We start from the raw sequence: 17,724 nt of genomic DNA, 5'->3' as shown, positions 1-17,724 counted from the left end.
CTTCTGCCTCTCTACCCAGCGAACGTAGTGAAAATGGGGAACTGCGAGGCGGTGATATGTCCCGGAGCCGCGATTAGCACATTTTTGGAGGAGGCGCATTATGGCTGACATCCAGGTTAACCTTTGTGGTCGCGCCCTGAAAGCTCCCTTTATCCTCGGTTCCGGCCCCCTGTCCTATTCTGGGGCATCCCTGGTGGCCGCCTGTGAGGCCGGGGCCGGCGCTGCAGTCACCAAGACCCTGCGCGCCAGACCGGCGGACAACCCCTTCCCCCATATGGTTGCCGCCGGGCCAGGAACCATAATTAACGGTGAGAAATGGGCCGACCTCACGGCCGAACAATGGATCAATGAAGAAATACCCTATGCCAAAGCCAGGGGAGCGGTGGTGATCGCTTCTGTGGGCCATACCCCGGAAGAAGCCAGAGAACTGGTGGAACCGGTAGCCCGGGCCGGGGCCGATTTTATCGAACTGGTATCCTACCGGGAAGATACCATGGTGCCCATGCTGGAAGAGACTAAAAAGCGGGTCAATATCCCCGTCCTGGCCAAGATGTCACCTAACTGGCCCGACCTGCCCGGCGCGGCCGGTCGTTTTCTCGCAGCGGGGGCCGATGCCCTGACGGTGGCCGACTCCTACGGGCCAGTTCTGCGCCTGGACATCAGGACGGCCCGGCCGGTCCTGGGCAGTCCCTACGGTTTTGGCTGGCTGACGGGAGCTGCCTTAAAGCCCATTACCCTGCGCTGCGTGGCCGAAGTGGCCCTGGCCCATAAGGCGGCCATCGTCGGCCTGGGAGGAGTAGGCAATGCTGAAGATGCCGTGGAAATGCTCCTGGCCGGGGCAACGGCCATCGGGGTCTGTACGGCGGCCATAAACAAAGGGGTTAAAATCTTCGGGGAACTGAACCGGAAACTGGCAGCTCTCCTGGACGAGCTGGGCTACCCCTCGGTGGCTGCCGCTTCCGGCCGGGCTTTATCCCATCTCCGGGCCGGGGAACAAAAGGAAAAGTTAGTATTCCAATATGACCCTGGGAAGTGTAACCGCTGCCTCCTGTGTGTTACCCGCTGTCCCTATGGCGCCCGGACTTTAAGGGAAGATAAAGTCATGGGCCTGGACGAAGGACAGTGCCGCTCCTGCGGCTACTGCGTGTCCCTCTGCCGCCAGGGGGCCCTGACGAGTAATTATCTGGCCGGTCCAGTTTAGGCCGGTCCAGTTTGAAAAAGGCGGGGCAGGTAGATATTTTTGTCCTGGCTTTGAAGGGAAATTGTCATCCAACGGCGAACTATTAAGGACAAGTTAATTTTACGGCGGTGTGCGGCCGAAAGGCGAGGGATTTCAAGCAGAGGGGGATCTGCAAATTGGCGCCAATTTTAGTGATGCGGGACATCGTCAAGGAATTCGGCAGCTTCCGGGCCAACGACGGGGTTAACCTGGAAGTAGAAACCGGCGAGGTCCATGCCCTTTTAGGCGAAAACGGTGCCGGTAAGAGTACTTTAATGAATATTCTCTACGGCCTTTACCAGGCGAACTCGGGAGAGATATATTTTGAGGGTCGCCCGGTAAAAATCACTTCACCTAAAGAGGCCATTGACCTGGGGATAGGTATGGTGCACCAGCACTTTATGCTCATCCCGGCCCTGACGGTAGCCGAAAACATTATCCTGGGTATGCAAATGCCCAGGGGGATTATTGATTTAAAGGAAGCCAGCAGGAAAATCAAAGAGCTGTCCCGGCAGTACGGTTTTGACATTGATCCCGAGGCCAAAGTCTGGCAACTCTCCGTGGGCCAGCAGCAACGGGTGGAGATTGTCAAGGCCCTCTATCGGGGCGCCCGGCTGCTCATTCTTGATGAACCGACGGCAGTCCTGACGCCCCAGGAAGTAAATGAGCTTTTCCGTGTCTTAAAGCAGCTGACCCAGGAAGGCATTACTGTTATTTTTATTACCCATAAATTAAACGAGGTTATGGCTATCTGCCAGCGGGTTACCGTTCTCCGGGCCGGTAAAGTAGTCGGGACGGTGGCTACCTGCAATACCGGTAAGAATGAGCTGGCCCGGATGATGGTCGGCCGCGAAGTTTTCTTCCAGGTGAACAAAAAGCCCTGTTCCCCCGGGCAGACGGTGCTGGAAGTCCAGGGCCTGGAAGCCCTGAGCAATAAAGGGCTGAAAGCGCTGAAGGGCATTAGCTTTAACATCTGCCAGGGAGAGATCCTGGGTATTGCCGGGGTGGACGGCAACGGCCAGAGCGAACTGGTAGAGGCTATAACCGGTTTACGCCCGGTAACGGCCGGCCGGGTGCTTTTAAACGGCCAGGATATTACCAACCTGCCGCCGCGGCAGATCCTGGAGCGCAACGTGGCCCATATACCCGAGGACCGCAATGTGAGGGGCCTGGTGGGGGCCATGTCCATTAAGGAAAATTTGATTCTCCAGGAGTACTATAAGCAACCCTTTTCCCGCGGCTGGTTTTTGAATTACGACCTCATTAAAGACCATGCCGTCAAAATGGTCCGGGAATTTGATATCCGGACTACGAGCGAAGAGTTACCGGTGAAAAACCTTTCCGGTGGTAACCAGCAGAAGGTCGTCCTGGCCCGGGAGGTTTACCGGCAACCGGCTCTTTTAATTGCCATGCACCCCACCCGTGGCCTGGACGTTGGCGCTACCGAGTACGTTCACAAACGCCTGGTGGCCGAGCGGGATCGCGGCGCCGCCGTCCTCCTGGTGTCCACCGAGCTGGATGAGATCCTTTCTTTAAGCGATCGCATTGCCGTCCTTTATGAAGGAGAAATCATGGGCATTGTACCCGGCGCCCAGGCCAGGGTAGAGGAACTCGGTTTAATGATGGCCGGCTCCAAACGCCTCAAGGCCTCCTGAGATGGGGGGAAGGCAGGTTGCAGGCAGATTATCTTTTTACCCATGGTACGGTTGTGACTGTGGACGGGCAGCGCCGGGTCATCCATGACGGGGCCCTGGCGGTCCGGGGTGACCGTATTGTAGCCATCGGTCCCACAGCCGCCCTGGAAGCCCAGTTTAAACAGGTGGGACGAGTAATTGATGCCAGTGGCAAGGCCATTTTCCCGGGCTTAATCAATACCCACAACCACCTTTTCCAGACCCTGTTGAAGGGATTGGGAGATGACCGGGTTTTAAGCGACTGGCTGGCCAGCATGACCTTTCCCAGCGCTGCTTACCTGGAACCGGAAGACACCTATCACGGCGCCATGCTGGGTTGTCTGGACGGACTCCATAGCGGTACCACTACCATGGTGGACTATATGTATGCCCATTGTGGTCCCGAACTCAGCGACGGTATCATTAAGGCCTTCCGGGAACTGGGTATCAGGGCCATCTTAGGCCGGGGGACCATGAATACAGGAGCCAGCTTCGGTGTGCCGGCAGCAATCATGCAGGATGCGGCTACCTTCGAGGCTGATTGCCGCCGCCTCTTTAAAGCTTATCACGGTGCCGACAACGGCCGCCTGCAAATCTGGCTGGCCCCGGCCGCCGTCTGGTCCAATGACCGGGAGATGTTCCTGAAGATCAGGGACCTGCTCAAGGAATATGACACGGGCCTGATGGTCCACGTCTCCGAAACCCCCTTTGACCGCGAGGCTACCGTCAGCGAGCACGGTGAGAACGATATTGAAACTTTAAGGCAACTGGGCCTCCTGGGACCGCGGACCCTGATGGTCCATTGCGTCTACCTTACGCCCCGGGAAATCCGCATGGCCCGGGATTATGACGCCCGGGTGTCTCATAACCCGGTCAGCAACATGTATCTTTCTTCAGGGGTAGCGCCCATCCCCCTGATGCTGGCCAGCGGCCTGACCGTAGGCCTGGCGACTGACGGTGCAGCCAGCAACAATGCCAACGACATGCTGGAAACCTTAAAATTTACGGCTTTATTGCACAAAGTAAACGACCTGGACCCGACGGTGATTACAGCCGAAAAGGTCCTGGAGATGGCCACCATCGACGGGGCGCGGGCCATCGGCCTGGAGAAGGAAACAGGGTCCCTGGAAGTAGGGAAAAAGGCGGATTTCTTTATTTTTAACCCGCTCCGCAGTGCCAGGGCTACCCCCATGCACCACCCCGTATCAACCCTGGTTTACTCAGGAAGCAGTGAATGTGTAGAACTGGTAATGATCGACGGCCGGGTGGTGGTGGAAGAGGGCCGGGTCAAAACCGTGGACGAAGGGGCTAAAATTGCCGCCGCCGCCGCGGCGGCCGGGAAGCTGGCCGCCCGGGCCGGTACGTCCCGCCTGGCCAGTACCCGTCCCTGGCGCTCGGTGGCTTACTAAGCAGCAGGAGGGAAAGTATGACAACCAGGGCTGGAAAATTCGCCGGTACCTTTATAGCCGGCGGCTTAAAGAGTTTAATCACACCTGTCATCGCCATTATTCTGGCCTTAATCCTGGGAGCTGCCGCCATTGCCCTCATGGGCCTGAGCCCCCTGAAGGCTTACCAGAGCCTGCTCCAGGGAGCCCTGGGTTCAATCAACGGCATTGGCGAAACCCTGGTTAAAGCCACACCATTGATTTTTACGGGTTTGAGTTTCGGCCTGGCCAAAAAGGGCGGCCTGATTAACATCGGAGCCGAGGGCCAGCTTTACCTGGGTGGCCTTTGCAGCGTTATTGTCGGTATAGCCTTAAAGGGATGGCCCATCTTTATCCATTTACCCCTGGCTATAGTGGCCGGTTTCATCGGCGGGGGGCTGCTGGGGCTGCTGTCCGGCTGGCTGAAGGTGCGCTTCGGGGCCAGTGAGATTATTACCACCGTCATGTTAAACTATGTGGCCCAGTATTTCGTCAGTTATATGGTCAACGGGCCGTTAATTGAACCGCCAGGCAATTTTCCCCAGAGCCCCCCAGTAGCCGAATCGGCGCAATTGCCTATTATCCTGGCCGGGACGCGGCTGCACCTGGGCTTTATCATCGCTTTGCTGGCCATCGTGGCGTACTACGTCTTCCTGTGGCGGACCAGTACCGGTTATGAAGTCCGGGTGGTGGGCCAGAATCCCCACGCTGCCGGCTATGCCGGGATGAATGCCCGGCGGGACACCTTGCTGGTCATGTTCCTGGCCGGTGGCCTGGGCGGCCTGGCCGGCGTGGGGGAGATTCTGGGTATCCAGCACCGCCTGTTCCAGAATTTCTCACCCGGTTACGGTTTTGACGGTATCGCCGTATCCTTGCTGGGTTATAACACACCTATTGGTATCCTGCTGGCGGCCATCCTGTTCGGTATCCTGCGCGCCGGTGGCAATATGATGCAGATGATGGCCAATGTACCGGTGGCCATAGTTTATGTCATCCAGGCCTTTGTCATTATCTTTGTGGCGGCCGAGGCCCTCATGAGGCGCTGGCAGGTCAAACGCCGGGCGGCCAGAACCGCAGCCGGGGCAGCCGGCCTGACCGTGGAAGGGGTGAGCAAGAATGGGTGATCTCAAATTAGTTAATGAGATTGTCAATTTCCTCTCTGCCGATCTGCGCACGGCCCTGCCCTTATTGCTGGCGGCAACGGGTTTAATCTTTACCGAACGGGCCGGGATTGTCAACATCGGTGTGGAAGGAATGATGCTGGTGGGGTCTCTGGCCGGCGTGGCCGGGTCCTACTTCCTGGGCAATGCCTGGCTGGGGGTCTTGGTGGCCGTACTGGCCGGAGGCATCCTGGGCTTGTTCTTTGCCTACCTGGTGGTAACGGCCCGGGCCGACCAGGTGGTTATCGGTACGGCCTTCAACATCTTGGGACTGGGCCTCACCACTTCCTTTGCCCGGGTCATCTTCGGTGTCAATACCGCCCCGCCCCAGATCGATTCCTTTAAACCGGTAGCCGTACCCGTTTTATCAAAAATACCCATCCTGGGCCCGGTCCTTTTCAACCACTCGGAGCTGGTTTACCTGGGCCTGGTCCTGGTACCGGTGGTGCATTTCATCCTGTTCCGGACGACCCTGGGCTTGAAGATCCGCGCCGTCGGCGAACACCCCCGGGCGGCCGATACCGTGGGTATTAATGTTTTTCACGTCCGCTACGGTGCCTGTATCGTCGGCGGCATGCTGGCCGGGCTGGCCGGGTCCTATCTCTCCTTGAGCCTGCTGAACTTCTTTACGGAAAACATGACGGCCGGCCGCGGCTTTATCGCCCTGGCGGCAGTAATTTTTGGCAAGTGGACGCCGCTGGGAACCCTGGGGGCAGCCCTCCTCTTCGGCGCCGGGGACGCCCTCCAGTACCGCCTGCAGGCGGCCAACTCGGGAATACCTTACCAGCTCCTGTTAATGATCCCCTATGTCCTGACCATTGCCGCCCTGGCCGGTTTTGTCGGCCGGGCCGTAGCCCCGGCAGCCAGCGGCCAGCCCTATGAGAAGGAGTAAGGGTTAGAAGCCGCCCTGAACGTGATTCTTGACGGGCGTCCTTGATTATGCTATATTTCCTGCTAACAAAGTGGGTTTAGGGGTAAAGGTTATTTTCTTACCCCGGGCCGTATAGGGACACGGATGGTTACTGCAGTTTACCATGGTGCCCCGCGGCACCCACAAAGGTAAACACGGGCTCAAAGCGGGGCACATCCCCGCTTTTCTTTTAGGAAAAATAGGAAAAGCCCGCCGTTCAGATGCAAAGGGCGCCAGCCCGGCCGGGGTAAGGCGGCCGGCCACCTATGAGGGGGGCTAGAACCATCCTCCAGGAATTATCGCAATGAGGGAACTGGGGGCTTCAATCAGGAACTGGCGCAGCCGGTTCCAACGGGAATTCCGACCTCCGACTTCCTGCTTCTAATTTCCGCATATAAGAGGGGCGAGGGTTTGATGCGTACCTCGATACTGCGGCTGGACGCCCTGGCCAAAGTTACCGGCCGGGCCCGCTATGCCGCCGACCTGCAATTTCCGGGCATGGTTCACGTCAAGGTGCTTTACAGTACCCATCCCCATGCCCGCATCCGCCGCATTGCTACCAGCCAGGCCCGGGGAATCCCCGGCGTCCTGGCCGTCCTCACGGCCCGTGACCTGCCGGGCATTCCCGGCAGGGAAAGGGAGCGCCCCGTCCTGGCTTTAGACCGGGTGCGTTACCTGGGGGAGGGGGTGGCCATTACCGTGGCTGAAGACGAGGTAACGGCCAGGGAAGCCCTGGCGCGGATTATGGTGGAGTATGACGTCCTGCCGGCGGTTTTCGATCCTGAAGAGGCCCTCAAAGCTGAAGCCCCGGAGCTCCACCCCGGTGGCAATAAGCTCTGCCATTTTAAAGTGCGCCACGGCGACCCGGAGGCAGGTTTTGCCGCTGCCGAGGTAATCCTGGAGCGGACCTACCGTACCCACCGGGTCTACCATGCCGCCCTGGAACCGGAAGCGGCCGTGGCCGTCCCCGGGGCTGACGGGACGGTAACCATTTACTGCCCCACCAAGAGTCCCTTTAACCTGCGCCGCATTGTGGCCGAAGCCCTGGCCCTGGATTTAAACCAGGTGCGGGTGGTGGAGACGACCATCGGCGGCTCCTTTGGCGGTAAGGATTACGATATGGCCGTGGTCGCCGCCCGGGCCGCCCTAGCTGCCCTGGTGACGGGGCGGCCGGCCCGGCTGGTAATGACCCGGGAAGAATCGTTAAAGGAATCTACCAAGCGGCACCCTTACGTCCTGCACTATAAAGTAGGGGCCAGGAGGGACGGCACCCTGGTGGCCATGAAGATTCACGGCATTACCGACGCCGGGGCCTATGCCTCCAAGACGCCCCTGGTAGCCTGGCGCTCGACGGTGGAGGCAGCGGGGCCCTATGTTATCCCCCATGTCCATACCGATATCGTGGCGGCCTTTACCAACAACATGCCCTCCGATGCCCTGCGGGGCTTCGGTTCCCCCCAGGTAAACCTGGCAGTGGAACTGCTCATGGATGAACTGGCCGGGGAACTGGGCCTGGACCCCCTGGAACTGAGGCTGAAAAATGGCTACCGGGAGGGATCGGAGGCAGTCACCGGCCAAAGCTTGCGGGACGTAAGTCTAACGGAATGTTTGACTAAAGTGGCGGCGGCTACCGGCTGGCAGGGGAAACGGCAAGCTTACGCCCGCCAGGAAGGGCCACGGCGCCGGGGTATCGGCCTGGCCTGCAGTTTCCGCGGCTCCTGCTTTGGCGCCGGCGGGGAAGGCCTGGATGCCGCCGGAGCCATGCTTAATGTAGAACGCGACGGCAGCATCAATGTTTCCACCGGTATCTGTGAAGTAGGACAGGGCTCCCGCTCGGCCTTTGCCCGTATTATAGCTGAACTGCTGGGGGTAGAGGCAGCCAGGATTCATGTTAGTCCCGTCGACAGCGCCCGGGTGGTGGACAGCGGGCCCACGGTGGCCTCCCGGGGCACAGTAGTCGGCGGTCACGCCGCCCGCCTGGCAGCCGAACAGGTACGCCGGGCCATGGCCGGGGTGGCGGCTGCCATCTTGAATGTACCGGAGGATGACCTGGAGTTTGCCGGCGAAGCAGTTTACAGCCGTAAAGACCCGGAGCGCCGGCTTTCCTTCCGGGAACTGGCCGGTGCCTGTTACAGCCGGGGCGTGAGCTTGTATGGCTTTGGCTGGTATAAGATTCCCGACCTGCACTGGGACGGGGAAAAGGGGCAGGGGGAGGCTTATTTCAGTTACGTCTATGCGGCCGCAGTAGCCGAGGTGGAGGTAGACCTGGAAACCGGGCAGGTGGAGATCATTAACTATACGGCAGCCCATGATGTGGGCAACGCCCTGAACCCCGATGCCGTAGCCGGCCAGATTGCCGGCGGCGGCGCTATGGGTATTGGCTACGCCCTCATGGAATCGGCCGAACCCTGCCAGGGAAAGCTGGTGAACACTAATTTCGCCACCTATCTCATACCTACGACCCTGGATACTGGCAGGATTACCCCCCTGATTATTGAGCACCCGGATCCCCTGGGTCCCCTGGGTGCCAGGGGCCTGGGCGAACCGGCGACGCAGATTGTCGCCCCGGCCATAATCAATGCCATCTGCCAGGCCACCGGCAGGCGCCTTTACGAGTTACCGGCTACCCTGGAAAGGGTCTGGCGAGCAGTAAGAGAGAGAGGAGAGGAGTAGTCCCCATGCAAACCCTCATTAAAGGCGGCTGGGTTCTCACCCTGGACGACGCTTACCGGGAATGGCCCGCAGGCTATGTCGCCATTAACGGCGACCGGATTACGGCTGTGGGACCTTTAAAGGACTGCTCGCCGGAACTGGAGGCGGCCGCCGATATTGTCCTTGATACCCGCGGGCAGGCAGTCTTGCCCGGCCTGGTCAACGCCCACAGCCACCTGTTTCAAACCTTCATGCGCGGCCTGGCCGATGCCAAGCCCCTCTGGAACTGGCTTAAAGAAGAGATCTGGCCTTTCTCCCTGGCCATGACGGAAGAAGACTTTTACCTGGCCGCCCTGGTCGGCTGCCTGGAAAACCTAAAAAACGGCGCCACCAGCGTCATCGACATGCACTATATCCACACCAGCAAGGCCAATGACGACCTGGTCTTTGAGGCCATGCAGGCCAGCGGCATCCGCGGTACTTTCTGCCGGGCGTCCGCCGACCAGAATTACCAGCCGGAACTTATGGAAGACCGGCTCACCATCCTGGCTGAGATGGAACGCCTGGCCCGCCAGTGGCACGGGGCCGCCGGCGGCCGCCTGACCCTAGCCTTCGGCGCCTTGAACCCGTGGGGCTGTTCGCCGGAACTCATCCGGGCGGGGGCAAAGCAGGCCCGGGAAATGGGCTTGAAGCTGCAGGTCCACGTCGCTGAAACTCAGGCCGTAGCCCGGACCACCATTGACACCTACGGGCAGCGCAATGTGGAATGGCTGGCCGACCTGGGCTTCCTGGGCCCCGACACCCAGCTGGTCCACTGCGTGTGGCTGGATGAGGGGGAAATGGACTTGGCAGCTCAAGCCGGTGCCACCCTGGTCCACTGCCCGGTGGCCAATATGTACCTGGCTTCGGGGGCGGCGCCGGTGCGCCGGTGGCTGGACCGGGGCCTCAATGTGGCCCTGGCCACCGACGGCCCGGGGAGTAATAACAGCCAGGATATGCTGGAGGTATTGAAGTTCACCGCCTGCCTGCAAAAGGTGACCACCTTAAATGCCATGGTCCTCTATCCGCGGGATGTCTTGACTATGGCGGTCCGGGGTGGGGCCCGGGCCCTGGGCCGGGAAGACCTGGGTGTCCTGGCGCCGGGGATGAAGGCGGATATTGTCACCGTTGCCCTGCAGCGTCCCCACGTGGGGCCGGTGCACCGGGCCGAGTCGGCCCTGGTCTACAACGCCAACGGCAATGACGTGGTCAACGTCCTGGTAGACGGACGCCTGGTGGTCCGGGATCACCGTGCGACCCTGGTGGACGAGGAAGAAATCATGGCCCGGGCCCAGGCCCGCGTCAACACCTTGCGGCAGAAACTGGGCAAGCAAGGGGGTGGAAATGACTGGATATAATTTGCCAGAAAAAACCTCTCACATCTTATTTGCGAAGGAGGCAAATTTATGCGGCAAAAGTTGATTGCCCTGCTCACAATTGCTATGCTTATTCTGGCCCTGGCGGCCGGTTGCGGCGGCAACAAGCAAAATACTGGTAACAACCAGAATTCCCAGGCAACAGGTAACAACCAGACGGCTGATAGCAAACAGCTCAAGATAGCCCTGTTGTTGCCCGGTCCCATTAACGATATGGGCTGGAACGCTTCCGCTTATGAAGGATTAAAGAAGGTGGAAAAGGAATTTAAGGCCCAGGTGGCCTACCGCGAAAATGTAGCCCAGTCGGATATGGAAGAAGCCTTCCGCGCCTATGCCATGCAGGGCTATCACGTCATTATCGGCCACGGCTTCCAGTTTGGCGACGCCGCTAAAAAGGTGGCCCCCCAGTTCCCCAATATTAAATTTGTAGTAACCAGCAGCGATATCCACCAGGATCCCAACCTGGCTTCGGTGAATATTGACAACGAAATGCAGGGCTTCCTTATGGGCGCGGTGGCCGGCCTGATGACCAAAAGTGGTACCGTTGCGGCCCTGGGCGGCCAGCAGATCCCGCCCATTATCGGCTCGGTGGAAGGCTTTGCCAAGGGGGCCAAATACGTCAACCCCCAGGTTAAAGTCATAACCACCTATACCGGCTCCTTTGATGACGTCAACAAAATGGGCTCCTCGCTATTTCGTGTGGGTAAAACCAATTATCGAAAAGGAAGTAAATTATTTCTAGCATGTTGAGATTCCATAAATGGTAATTTTAGCCTACAAGACTTGCTAACATTTATGTAAATAAATGACAACAAGAAGGAATATCGCCTTATAGTGTAGAAATGCTGGTCAATACTGGTGGTAAAGGAAGTGGCCAGCATTGCCCGACCAAAACGCCTTATTTGCCCATGCCCTGGGTCTAACCCCTCCCTGGAAGGTTACCGAAGTTATTTTCCTGAATCCGTGACAACCCAATAACAAAATATCTGGATATGGCTCAAAACCTCGCGAAAAATAAGGTATAATAGGCTGGATGGCAAACGAATCCATGTTCACCTGCGAGGTGCGGCCATGAAATTCATCATTGAACAGTCTGATGAACACCTTACCCCCGTTGCCGGACTGGCTCTGGTGGGGGAAATCATTGATCATACTGCTCTGAAACTCAGGCTAAATAAGACCCGGATACCTGGTGTTTCTTCTCCGGATATTTCTCACGGGGATGTTATCACCTCTTACGTGGGCCTGCTTTGCCAGGGTCGCAGTGATTTTGACCATATTGAGCTTTTTCGGGATGACCCCTTCTTCGCTGCGGCGCTGGGTATTCAGGATGTGCCTTCAAGCCCTACCCTGCGCCAGCGCCTGGATATGATAGCTCATAGTGTACCCTACCAGGAGATTATCCTCGAGGAAACGGCCAGGTTCCTTAAGAAACTTAAGGCACCGGTAACTCCTGTTACCCTGGGTTCCAGGGAACTAAAGCGCCAATATGTCCCTTTGGATATTGATGTTACTCCCTTTGATAATTCAAATTCCAAGAAAGAGGGTGTTTCCAGGACCTATAAGGGCTACGACGGTTATGCGCCTATCTTCGCCTACCTCGGTAGGGAAGGCTACTGCGTCCATACCGAACTGCGGGCCGGGAAACAGCATTGCCAAAAAGGGACGCCGGAGTTCCTGCGACAAGCTCTAACCTTTGCTCGCGCTATCACTTCGCTGCCACTTTTAGTACGGATGGATGGCGGTAATGACAGCCAGGATAATCTCCAGGTCTGTTTGGACCCGGAAATCAAAGCCGATTTTATCATTAAGCGTAACCTGCGCAAGGAAACGCCGGAGGCCTGGCTGGCCATTGCCAAGGAAAATGGTACCGCCACCCTAGAACGGGAGGGAAAAACCGTCTATCGGGGGCACCAGATGGTGAAAATCGAGGGTGCTGACACCCCTGTCCGTCTGGTGTATAAGGTCACCGAGCGGACGATATTACGAAACGGCCAGCTTCTCCTGGTCCCGGAAATTGAGGTCGAAACCTACTGGACCACTTTACCCGACCCGGTGGAGGATATCATTACCCTCTACCACGACCACGGCACCAGTGAGCAATTCCACAGTGAAATCAAAAACGATTTAGACCTGGAACGGCTGCCCAGCGGCAAGTTTGCCACCAATGACCTGGTGCTACACCTGGGTGTTTTCGCCTACAACATTCTAAGGCTTCTGGGGCAGTTTAGCCTCCCGCTAAAGGAGGTACCGCTGCGCAATAAGAAAGCTCAACGCCGGCGGCTGCGTACCGTTATACAAAACCTGATTACCATAGCGTCCCGGCTGGTTCACCACGCCCGGCAGGTCAAATTACGATTTGGGCAGCACAGCCCGTGGTATCCAGCTTTCCGGTACCTATATAAAGCGTTGGCTTAATACAGAACTTCTAGCTCCAGTTAGCTGTATAAGCAGGCTCCAAGCCTCTTAGGACGAGAGGTCTACTTTGTTATTCCCTTATCCAGGGGACCCAAGGTAAGAGTAAATAGCCTTCGTCCACATAATCAACTTTAGACCCAATTCAATGTATCAGCAGATGTTAAATATAACTGTTAATACCATTTACTGTTAGTGCGAGTTCTACCCAGTTGTTATTATCACGGATTCAGGATTTTCTCAAAACAAAAAGGGTGCCTCGATATCCATGTTGATTTTGAGCGCGGTGCAAGCTTTAATTGTCCAGTCTGCGGCAAACCTGGAGCCAAAGCCTATGATACGGAGAAGCAGGTTTGGCGCCATCTGGACTTCTTTCAATATCAAGCCTTCATCATCGCCCGTGTACCCCGGGTAGAGTGTAAACACGGCTGCGGGGTCAGGCGAGTTGAGGTACCCTGGGCTCAAGGGGAGGGCGGGTTTACCCTCTTGTTTGAAGCCCAGCTCATGCGCCTGGCCAAAGATATGCCTATGGCTGCCGTAGCCAGATTATTAAACGAACACGATACCCGGCTGTGGCGGGTAGTAAAACATTACGTGGTGGCCGGCAGAGCCAAGGCCGACTTTAGTGGTGTAACCCGCATCGGTATCGATGAAACCTCCGCCCGGAAAGGACACGATTATATCACCCTGTTTGTGGATTTAGATAAGGGCGCATTACTGTTTGCCACCCCGGGCAGAGCTAAGGATACCATTGCCGCTTTTGTAGAAGATTTTATCCAGCATAACGGTAATCCAGAAGCCATTAAGGAAGTGTGCTGCGACCTTTCACCGGCATTTATTGCCGGCCTTAAGGAGCACCTTTCCCATGCCACCATAGTTTTAGACCGTTATCACCTCATGCAAATAGTCAATCAGGCCCTTGATGAAGTACGACGCCAGGAGAGCCGGGAGACAGACCTTTTAAAGAAGACCCGTTATCAATGGCTTAAGAACCCTGCCAATCTGACCAGTAAACAAAAAGCAAGCATAGAGGCCCTTAGCCGTTGCCATCTAAAAACCGGGCGAGCCTATCGCATCAAGCTGGCCTTCCAGGATCTTTTTAACCAGCCTGATCGGAAGAGTGGCGAAGCCCATCTCAAGCGGTGGTATTTCTGGGCGACCCATTGCCGCCTGCAACCGATGATTGAGGCTGCTAAAACGATTAAACGCCACTGGGAAGGAGTGCTAAGTTGGTTTAACAGCCGTATTTCTAACGGCCTCCTGGAGGGTACCAACAGTCTATTGCAAGCTGGAAAAGCAAAGGCTCGTGGCTATCGTAATAAGGCTAACTTTATTACCATCTCTTATCTTATTGCTGGTAACCTGGATTTTGGTTTACCCACTTGATGTAGCGAGGAGCCACAAAATGAAAGAAACCGCCCTGGCGATAATTCAAAACCAGGGAGCCGACATTATCATGGCCAATGCCAACCAGGCCGGCCTGGGGGCCATCCAGGCGGCCCAGCAGAAGAAGGTACTGGCCATTGGCAGCAACACTGACCAGAACGCCGTGGCCCCGGATACGGTGCTGGTCAGTGGTATCAAGAGCGTACCGGTGCTGATTTCCTTTGTAGTTCAAACGATCCAGGACGGCACCTTTAAACCCCAGTTCTACAACCTGGGCGTCAAGGAAAAGGCTGTCTATCTATCGCCCTGGCACGGCTTTGAAAATAAAGTGCCGGCCGAAGTCAAGGCCAAACTGGAGCAAATCACCAGGGATCTGGCCGACGGCAAAATCGACCTGAGCAAGTTGAGCAAGTAATTGTTATTATGCAGGGCTCTGGCGCTAAACCGGAGCCCTATCTTTAGAGGAGAGAGTGATTTTCCATGCGCTTACGGCTCCAGTTTGCTGACCGGGTGGGCATGGTCGCCGATGTGGCCCGGGTGGTATCCGGCCATGGTCTGAACATCCTTTCCCTGGAGGTCATTCCTGATAATATGTACCTGGAGATAGAGGAGGGAACAATGATCTCCAGCGAACAATTAATAAAGGAACTGGCGGCCATTATCGGGGTACGTCACCTGGAGTTAATCCAGCTCTTACCCCATGAAGAACGCGAACAACACCTGCAAATAGTCCTGGATTCCGTTAGTGACGGTGTTATCGCCATCGACGCCCGGGGGCGCATTACTTCTTTAAATCCAGCCGGAGAAAAGATGCTGGGCCTGACGCGCCAGGAAGCTCTGGGACAATCTATTGCCACTCTTCTGGGACCGGAGCTGCCCATTCTACGGTGTCTGGTTAATGGGCAACCTTATGACGACCATGTTAAAGTAGATATTACCGGCCCCCGGGGCCGGATCTGTCACCTGACCAGCGGCCGCTGCTTGCGGGATCCCGCCGGGGCCATTGTCGGTGTCGTGGCCACTATGAAAGATATTGCCGAGTTGCGGCAGATGGTTTATACCCTGGCCCAGCCGGAGGCCATTACCTTTGCCGACCTCATCGGCAATGCTCCGGCCTTCAACCGCGTTATTGCCATGGGCCGCATGGTCGCCCGCGGCGACTCTACCGTTCTCTTGCGGGGTGAAAGCGGCACCGGCAAAGAATTATTCGCCCGGGCCATCCATACTGAAAGCCACCGCCGGCAGAAACCCTTTATTGCCGTTAATTGTGCCGCCCTGCCAGAGGAACTGCTGGAGAGCGAACTCTTTGGTTATGTTGGTGGTGCCTTTACCGGCGCCCGCAAAGAAGGCAAGCCCGGCCTGTTTGCTGCTGCCGAGGGGGGTACTATTTTCCTGGATGAAATAGCCGAAGCTTCCCCGGCCATCCAGGCCAAGTTGCTGCGGGTTCTCCAGGAAGGCAAAGTCCGCAAAGTAGGTTCCACCAGTGAAGTGCCTGTCAACGTCCGGGTAATTGCAGCTACCCATCGCGATCTGGAAACAATGGTGCAGAAGGGTTTATTCCGGGAAGATCTATATTACCGCCTTAATGTAGTACCCATCTACCTGCCTCCTTTACGGGAGCGGAAGGAAGATATCCCTCTGCTGGCAGGTCATTTTCTGGCCAAACTGGCTCCCCGGCTTAACCGGCCCGTCCCGCAAATAACCCCACCGGCCATAAGTAAACTGATGCATTATTCCTGACCGGGCAATATCCGGGAACTGGCCAATGTCCTGGAAAGGGCTTTAAACCTGGTCAATGGTCCCCAAATCTTACCAGAACACATCTGGTTTTCCGGTCACGGTAACCTGCCAGTTGCGGGAAGTTCCGGAGATACCCCGAAAACCCTGGCGGAAAACATTCAAGCAGTAGAAAGAGAAATCATCAGCGCAGCTCTGGCTCATTATGGTTCCGCCCGTAAAGCCGCCCGCTCCCTGGGACTTTCCCATACGGCTTTGTTGAAAAAGATGAAAAAGTTAAAATTAACCCGGCTGGAATAGTTTCCAGATGGCAACTTAAGTTTCCGGCAATAAATGTGTCCTGCAGATTACTTGTGGCATGGTGGTAGCTTTTGTTGCCACCGGCAACAATTTTCTGTTCGCCAAGCCAGTTGCTCCAATGATCTGTGCTGGCACCAAAATTGCAATATAAATATGCCAGATATCCTTATCTGGAGGGAATTTCATGATTATTGGCATTCCCCGGGAAATTAAAGACCAGGAAAACCGGGTGGCCATAACCCCGGCCGGTGTACTAGCTTTAACAGCAGAGGGGCACCGGGTAGTAATTGAAAAGGGTGCCGGCGTCGGCAGCGGGATTACCGATGCTGCTTACGGGGAGGCAGGGGCGATTTTAAGATCCACGGCTCAGGAGATTTACGAGGAAGCCGAAATGATTCTCAAAGTTAAAGAACCCCAGCCGGCGGAATATGACTTATTTAAGCCGGGGCAGATACTTTTTACCTACCTGCACCTGGCTGCCGAACCGGAATTGACGGCAGTTTTATGCCGGCAAAAGGTAGTGGCCATCGCCTATGAAACCATCCAGCTCGCCGACGGCAGCCTGCCCTTATTAATGCCGATGAGCGAAGTTGCCGGGCGTATGGCCGTCCAGCTGGGTGCCCGGTTTTTAGAAAAAACCTATGGCGGCCGGGGGGTGCTGCTGGCCGGCGTACCCGGTGTCCCACCAGCCAATGTCGTTATTATCGGCGGCGGTACCGTGGGCACCAACGCCGCCCGGATAGCTGTAGGAATGGGGGCCCAGGTTACCGTTCTGGACAACAATCCCCGGCGCCTGGCTTACCTGGATGAGCTTTTTAACGGCCGGGTGCAAACCATCATGTCCAACAGCTATAACCTGGCCCGGGCCGTAGTTTATGCCGATCTGCTCATTGGTGCCGTCCTGATTCCCGGCGCCCGGGCACCACACCTGGTCACGGAGGACATGGTTAAAAAGATGAAGCCCGGATCGGTAATCATCGATGTGGCCGTTGACCAGGGCGGCTGTATTGCTACCATTGACCGCGTGACTACTCATAGCGACCCAGTATATATTAAGCATGGTGTCATTCATTATGCCGTGGCCAATATCCCCGGTATTGTCGCCCGGACTTCTACCTTTGCGCTGACCAACGCTACCTTGCCCTATGTTTTAAAGCTGGCTAAGGAGGGCTTCCGGGCGGCAGCAATCCGGGATCCTGCCCTGGCGAAGGGGATTAATGTTTTAGAGGAAAAAATTACCTGCCCTGCTGTGGCCCAGGCCCTGCAACTTCCCTATACTCCCCTGGAAGGGATATTATGTTAAATTCTAATCCGCTTAAATTCTATTAATCCTTGCCATTATAAGTAGAGGTAATCTATAATGGGCATAGACCGGAAAAGCAAAGGTGCCTGAGGGGTAAAGAAGCCATCTCTCTTTTAACTTAAAGGGAGGG

At 56.5% G+C, this 17,724-nt stretch carries 14 protein-coding genes; all 14 read left to right on the top strand.

Going from position 1 to position 17,724, the window contains the following annotated elements; translation table 11 throughout:
* Positions 1 to 100 precede the first annotated feature (100 nt).
* Positions 101 to 1,201: a dihydroorotate dehydrogenase gene (locus tag MGLY_RS02785; protein WP_156271639.1), complete on the top strand. Its 1,101-nt coding sequence runs from the start codon at positions 101 to 103 to the stop codon at positions 1,199 to 1,201.
* A gap of 155 nt (positions 1,202 to 1,356) precedes the next feature.
* Positions 1,357 to 2,874 (top strand): ABC transporter ATP-binding protein, encoded by a 1,518-nt coding sequence (locus MGLY_RS02780; protein WP_156271638.1) that lies wholly within the window; start codon positions 1,357 to 1,359, stop codon positions 2,872 to 2,874.
* A gap of 17 nt (positions 2,875 to 2,891) precedes the next feature.
* Positions 2,892 to 4,301: an amidohydrolase family protein gene (locus MGLY_RS02775; RefSeq protein WP_156271637.1), complete on the top strand. Its 1,410-nt coding sequence runs from the start codon at positions 2,892 to 2,894 to the stop codon at positions 4,299 to 4,301.
* Between the two features lie 17 nt (positions 4,302 to 4,318).
* Positions 4,319 to 5,440 carry an ABC transporter permease gene (locus tag MGLY_RS02770; RefSeq protein ID WP_156271636.1) on the top strand — a complete coding sequence of 374 codons (1,122 nt, stop codon included), beginning with the start codon at positions 4,319 to 4,321 and terminating at the stop codon, positions 5,438 to 5,440.
* On the top strand, positions 5,433 to 6,368 hold the full coding sequence (locus MGLY_RS02765) for an ABC transporter permease (RefSeq protein WP_156271635.1): 936 nt from the start codon (positions 5,433 to 5,435) through the stop codon (positions 6,366 to 6,368). The genes MGLY_RS02770 and MGLY_RS02765 overlap by 8 nt, the downstream gene beginning before the upstream one ends.
* Positions 6,369 to 6,800: 432 nt before the next feature.
* The gene (locus tag MGLY_RS02760) at positions 6,801 to 9,059 is read left to right on the top strand and encodes a xanthine dehydrogenase family protein molybdopterin-binding subunit (RefSeq protein WP_156271634.1); all 2,259 of its coding nucleotides are present in this window, start codon (positions 6,801 to 6,803) and stop codon (positions 9,057 to 9,059) included.
* A 5-nt stretch (positions 9,060 to 9,064) separates the two neighbouring features.
* Positions 9,065 to 10,435 (top strand): amidohydrolase family protein, encoded by a 1,371-nt coding sequence (locus MGLY_RS02755; protein WP_156271633.1) that lies wholly within the window; start codon positions 9,065 to 9,067, stop codon positions 10,433 to 10,435.
* A gap of 48 nt (positions 10,436 to 10,483) precedes the next feature.
* Positions 10,484 to 11,203 carry a BMP family protein gene (locus MGLY_RS02750; RefSeq protein WP_156271632.1) on the top strand — a complete coding sequence of 240 codons (720 nt, stop codon included), beginning with the start codon at positions 10,484 to 10,486 and terminating at the stop codon, positions 11,201 to 11,203.
* A gap of 321 nt (positions 11,204 to 11,524) precedes the next feature.
* On the top strand, positions 11,525 to 12,871 hold the full coding sequence (locus MGLY_RS02745) for an IS1380 family transposase (RefSeq protein WP_156271486.1): 1,347 nt from the start codon (positions 11,525 to 11,527) through the stop codon (positions 12,869 to 12,871).
* A gap of 192 nt (positions 12,872 to 13,063) precedes the next feature.
* Entirely contained in the window at positions 13,064 to 14,254 is a 1,191-nt protein-coding gene (locus tag MGLY_RS02740) for an ISL3 family transposase (RefSeq protein WP_170290901.1), read from the top strand.
* A 19-nt stretch (positions 14,255 to 14,273) separates the two neighbouring features.
* Positions 14,274 to 14,669 (top strand): BMP family lipoprotein, encoded by a 396-nt coding sequence (locus tag MGLY_RS02735; RefSeq protein WP_156271630.1) that lies wholly within the window; start codon positions 14,274 to 14,276, stop codon positions 14,667 to 14,669.
* Between the two features lie 65 nt (positions 14,670 to 14,734).
* Positions 14,735 to 15,994 (top strand): sigma 54-interacting transcriptional regulator, encoded by a 1,260-nt coding sequence (locus MGLY_RS02730; protein ID WP_211662047.1) that lies wholly within the window; start codon positions 14,735 to 14,737, stop codon positions 15,992 to 15,994.
* Positions 15,995 to 16,003: 9 nt separating this feature from the next.
* A complete protein-coding gene (locus tag MGLY_RS18705; protein WP_211662124.1) occupies positions 16,004 to 16,291 on the top strand; it encodes a TyrR/PhhR family helix-turn-helix DNA-binding protein in 288 nt (95 codons plus the stop codon).
* 184 nt (positions 16,292 to 16,475) lie between these two features.
* The gene (gene ald, locus MGLY_RS02725; protein ID WP_156271629.1) at positions 16,476 to 17,594 is read left to right on the top strand and encodes an alanine dehydrogenase; all 1,119 of its coding nucleotides are present in this window, start codon (positions 16,476 to 16,478) and stop codon (positions 17,592 to 17,594) included.
* Positions 17,595 to 17,724: the final 130 nt, after the last annotated feature.

Source organism: Moorella glycerini, assembly GCF_009735625.1.
GTDB lineage: Bacteria > Bacillota > DSM-521 > Neomoorellales > Neomoorellaceae > Neomoorella > Neomoorella glycerini.
This window is presented reverse-complemented; position numbering and strand designations above follow the sequence as displayed.

Bases quoted from the DNA above. Each gene is read 5' to 3' on its own strand.
- MGLY_RS02765 (WP_156271635.1), top strand. From the start codon at position 5,433: ATGGGTGATCTCAAATTAGTTAATGAGATTGTCAATTTCCTCTCTGCC.
- MGLY_RS02755 (WP_156271633.1), top strand. From the start codon at position 9,065: ATGCAAACCCTCATTAAAGGCGGCTGGGTTCTCACCCTGGACGACGCT.
- ald (WP_156271629.1), top strand. From the start codon at position 16,476: ATGATTATTGGCATTCCCCGGGAAATTAAAGACCAGGAAAACCGGGTG.
- MGLY_RS02785 (WP_156271639.1), top strand. From the start codon at position 101: ATGGCTGACATCCAGGTTAACCTTTGTGGTCGCGCCCTGAAAGCTCCC.
- MGLY_RS02730 (WP_211662047.1), top strand. From the start codon at position 14,735: ATGCGCTTACGGCTCCAGTTTGCTGACCGGGTGGGCATGGTCGCCGAT.
- MGLY_RS02760 (WP_156271634.1), top strand. From the start codon at position 6,801: ATGCGTACCTCGATACTGCGGCTGGACGCCCTGGCCAAAGTTACCGGC.
- MGLY_RS02750 (WP_156271632.1), top strand. From the start codon at position 10,484: ATGCGGCAAAAGTTGATTGCCCTGCTCACAATTGCTATGCTTATTCTG.
- MGLY_RS02770 (WP_156271636.1), top strand. From the start codon at position 4,319: ATGACAACCAGGGCTGGAAAATTCGCCGGTACCTTTATAGCCGGCGGC.
- MGLY_RS02735 (WP_156271630.1), top strand. From the start codon at position 14,274: ATGAAAGAAACCGCCCTGGCGATAATTCAAAACCAGGGAGCCGACATT.
- MGLY_RS02745 (WP_156271486.1), top strand. From the start codon at position 11,525: ATGAAATTCATCATTGAACAGTCTGATGAACACCTTACCCCCGTTGCC.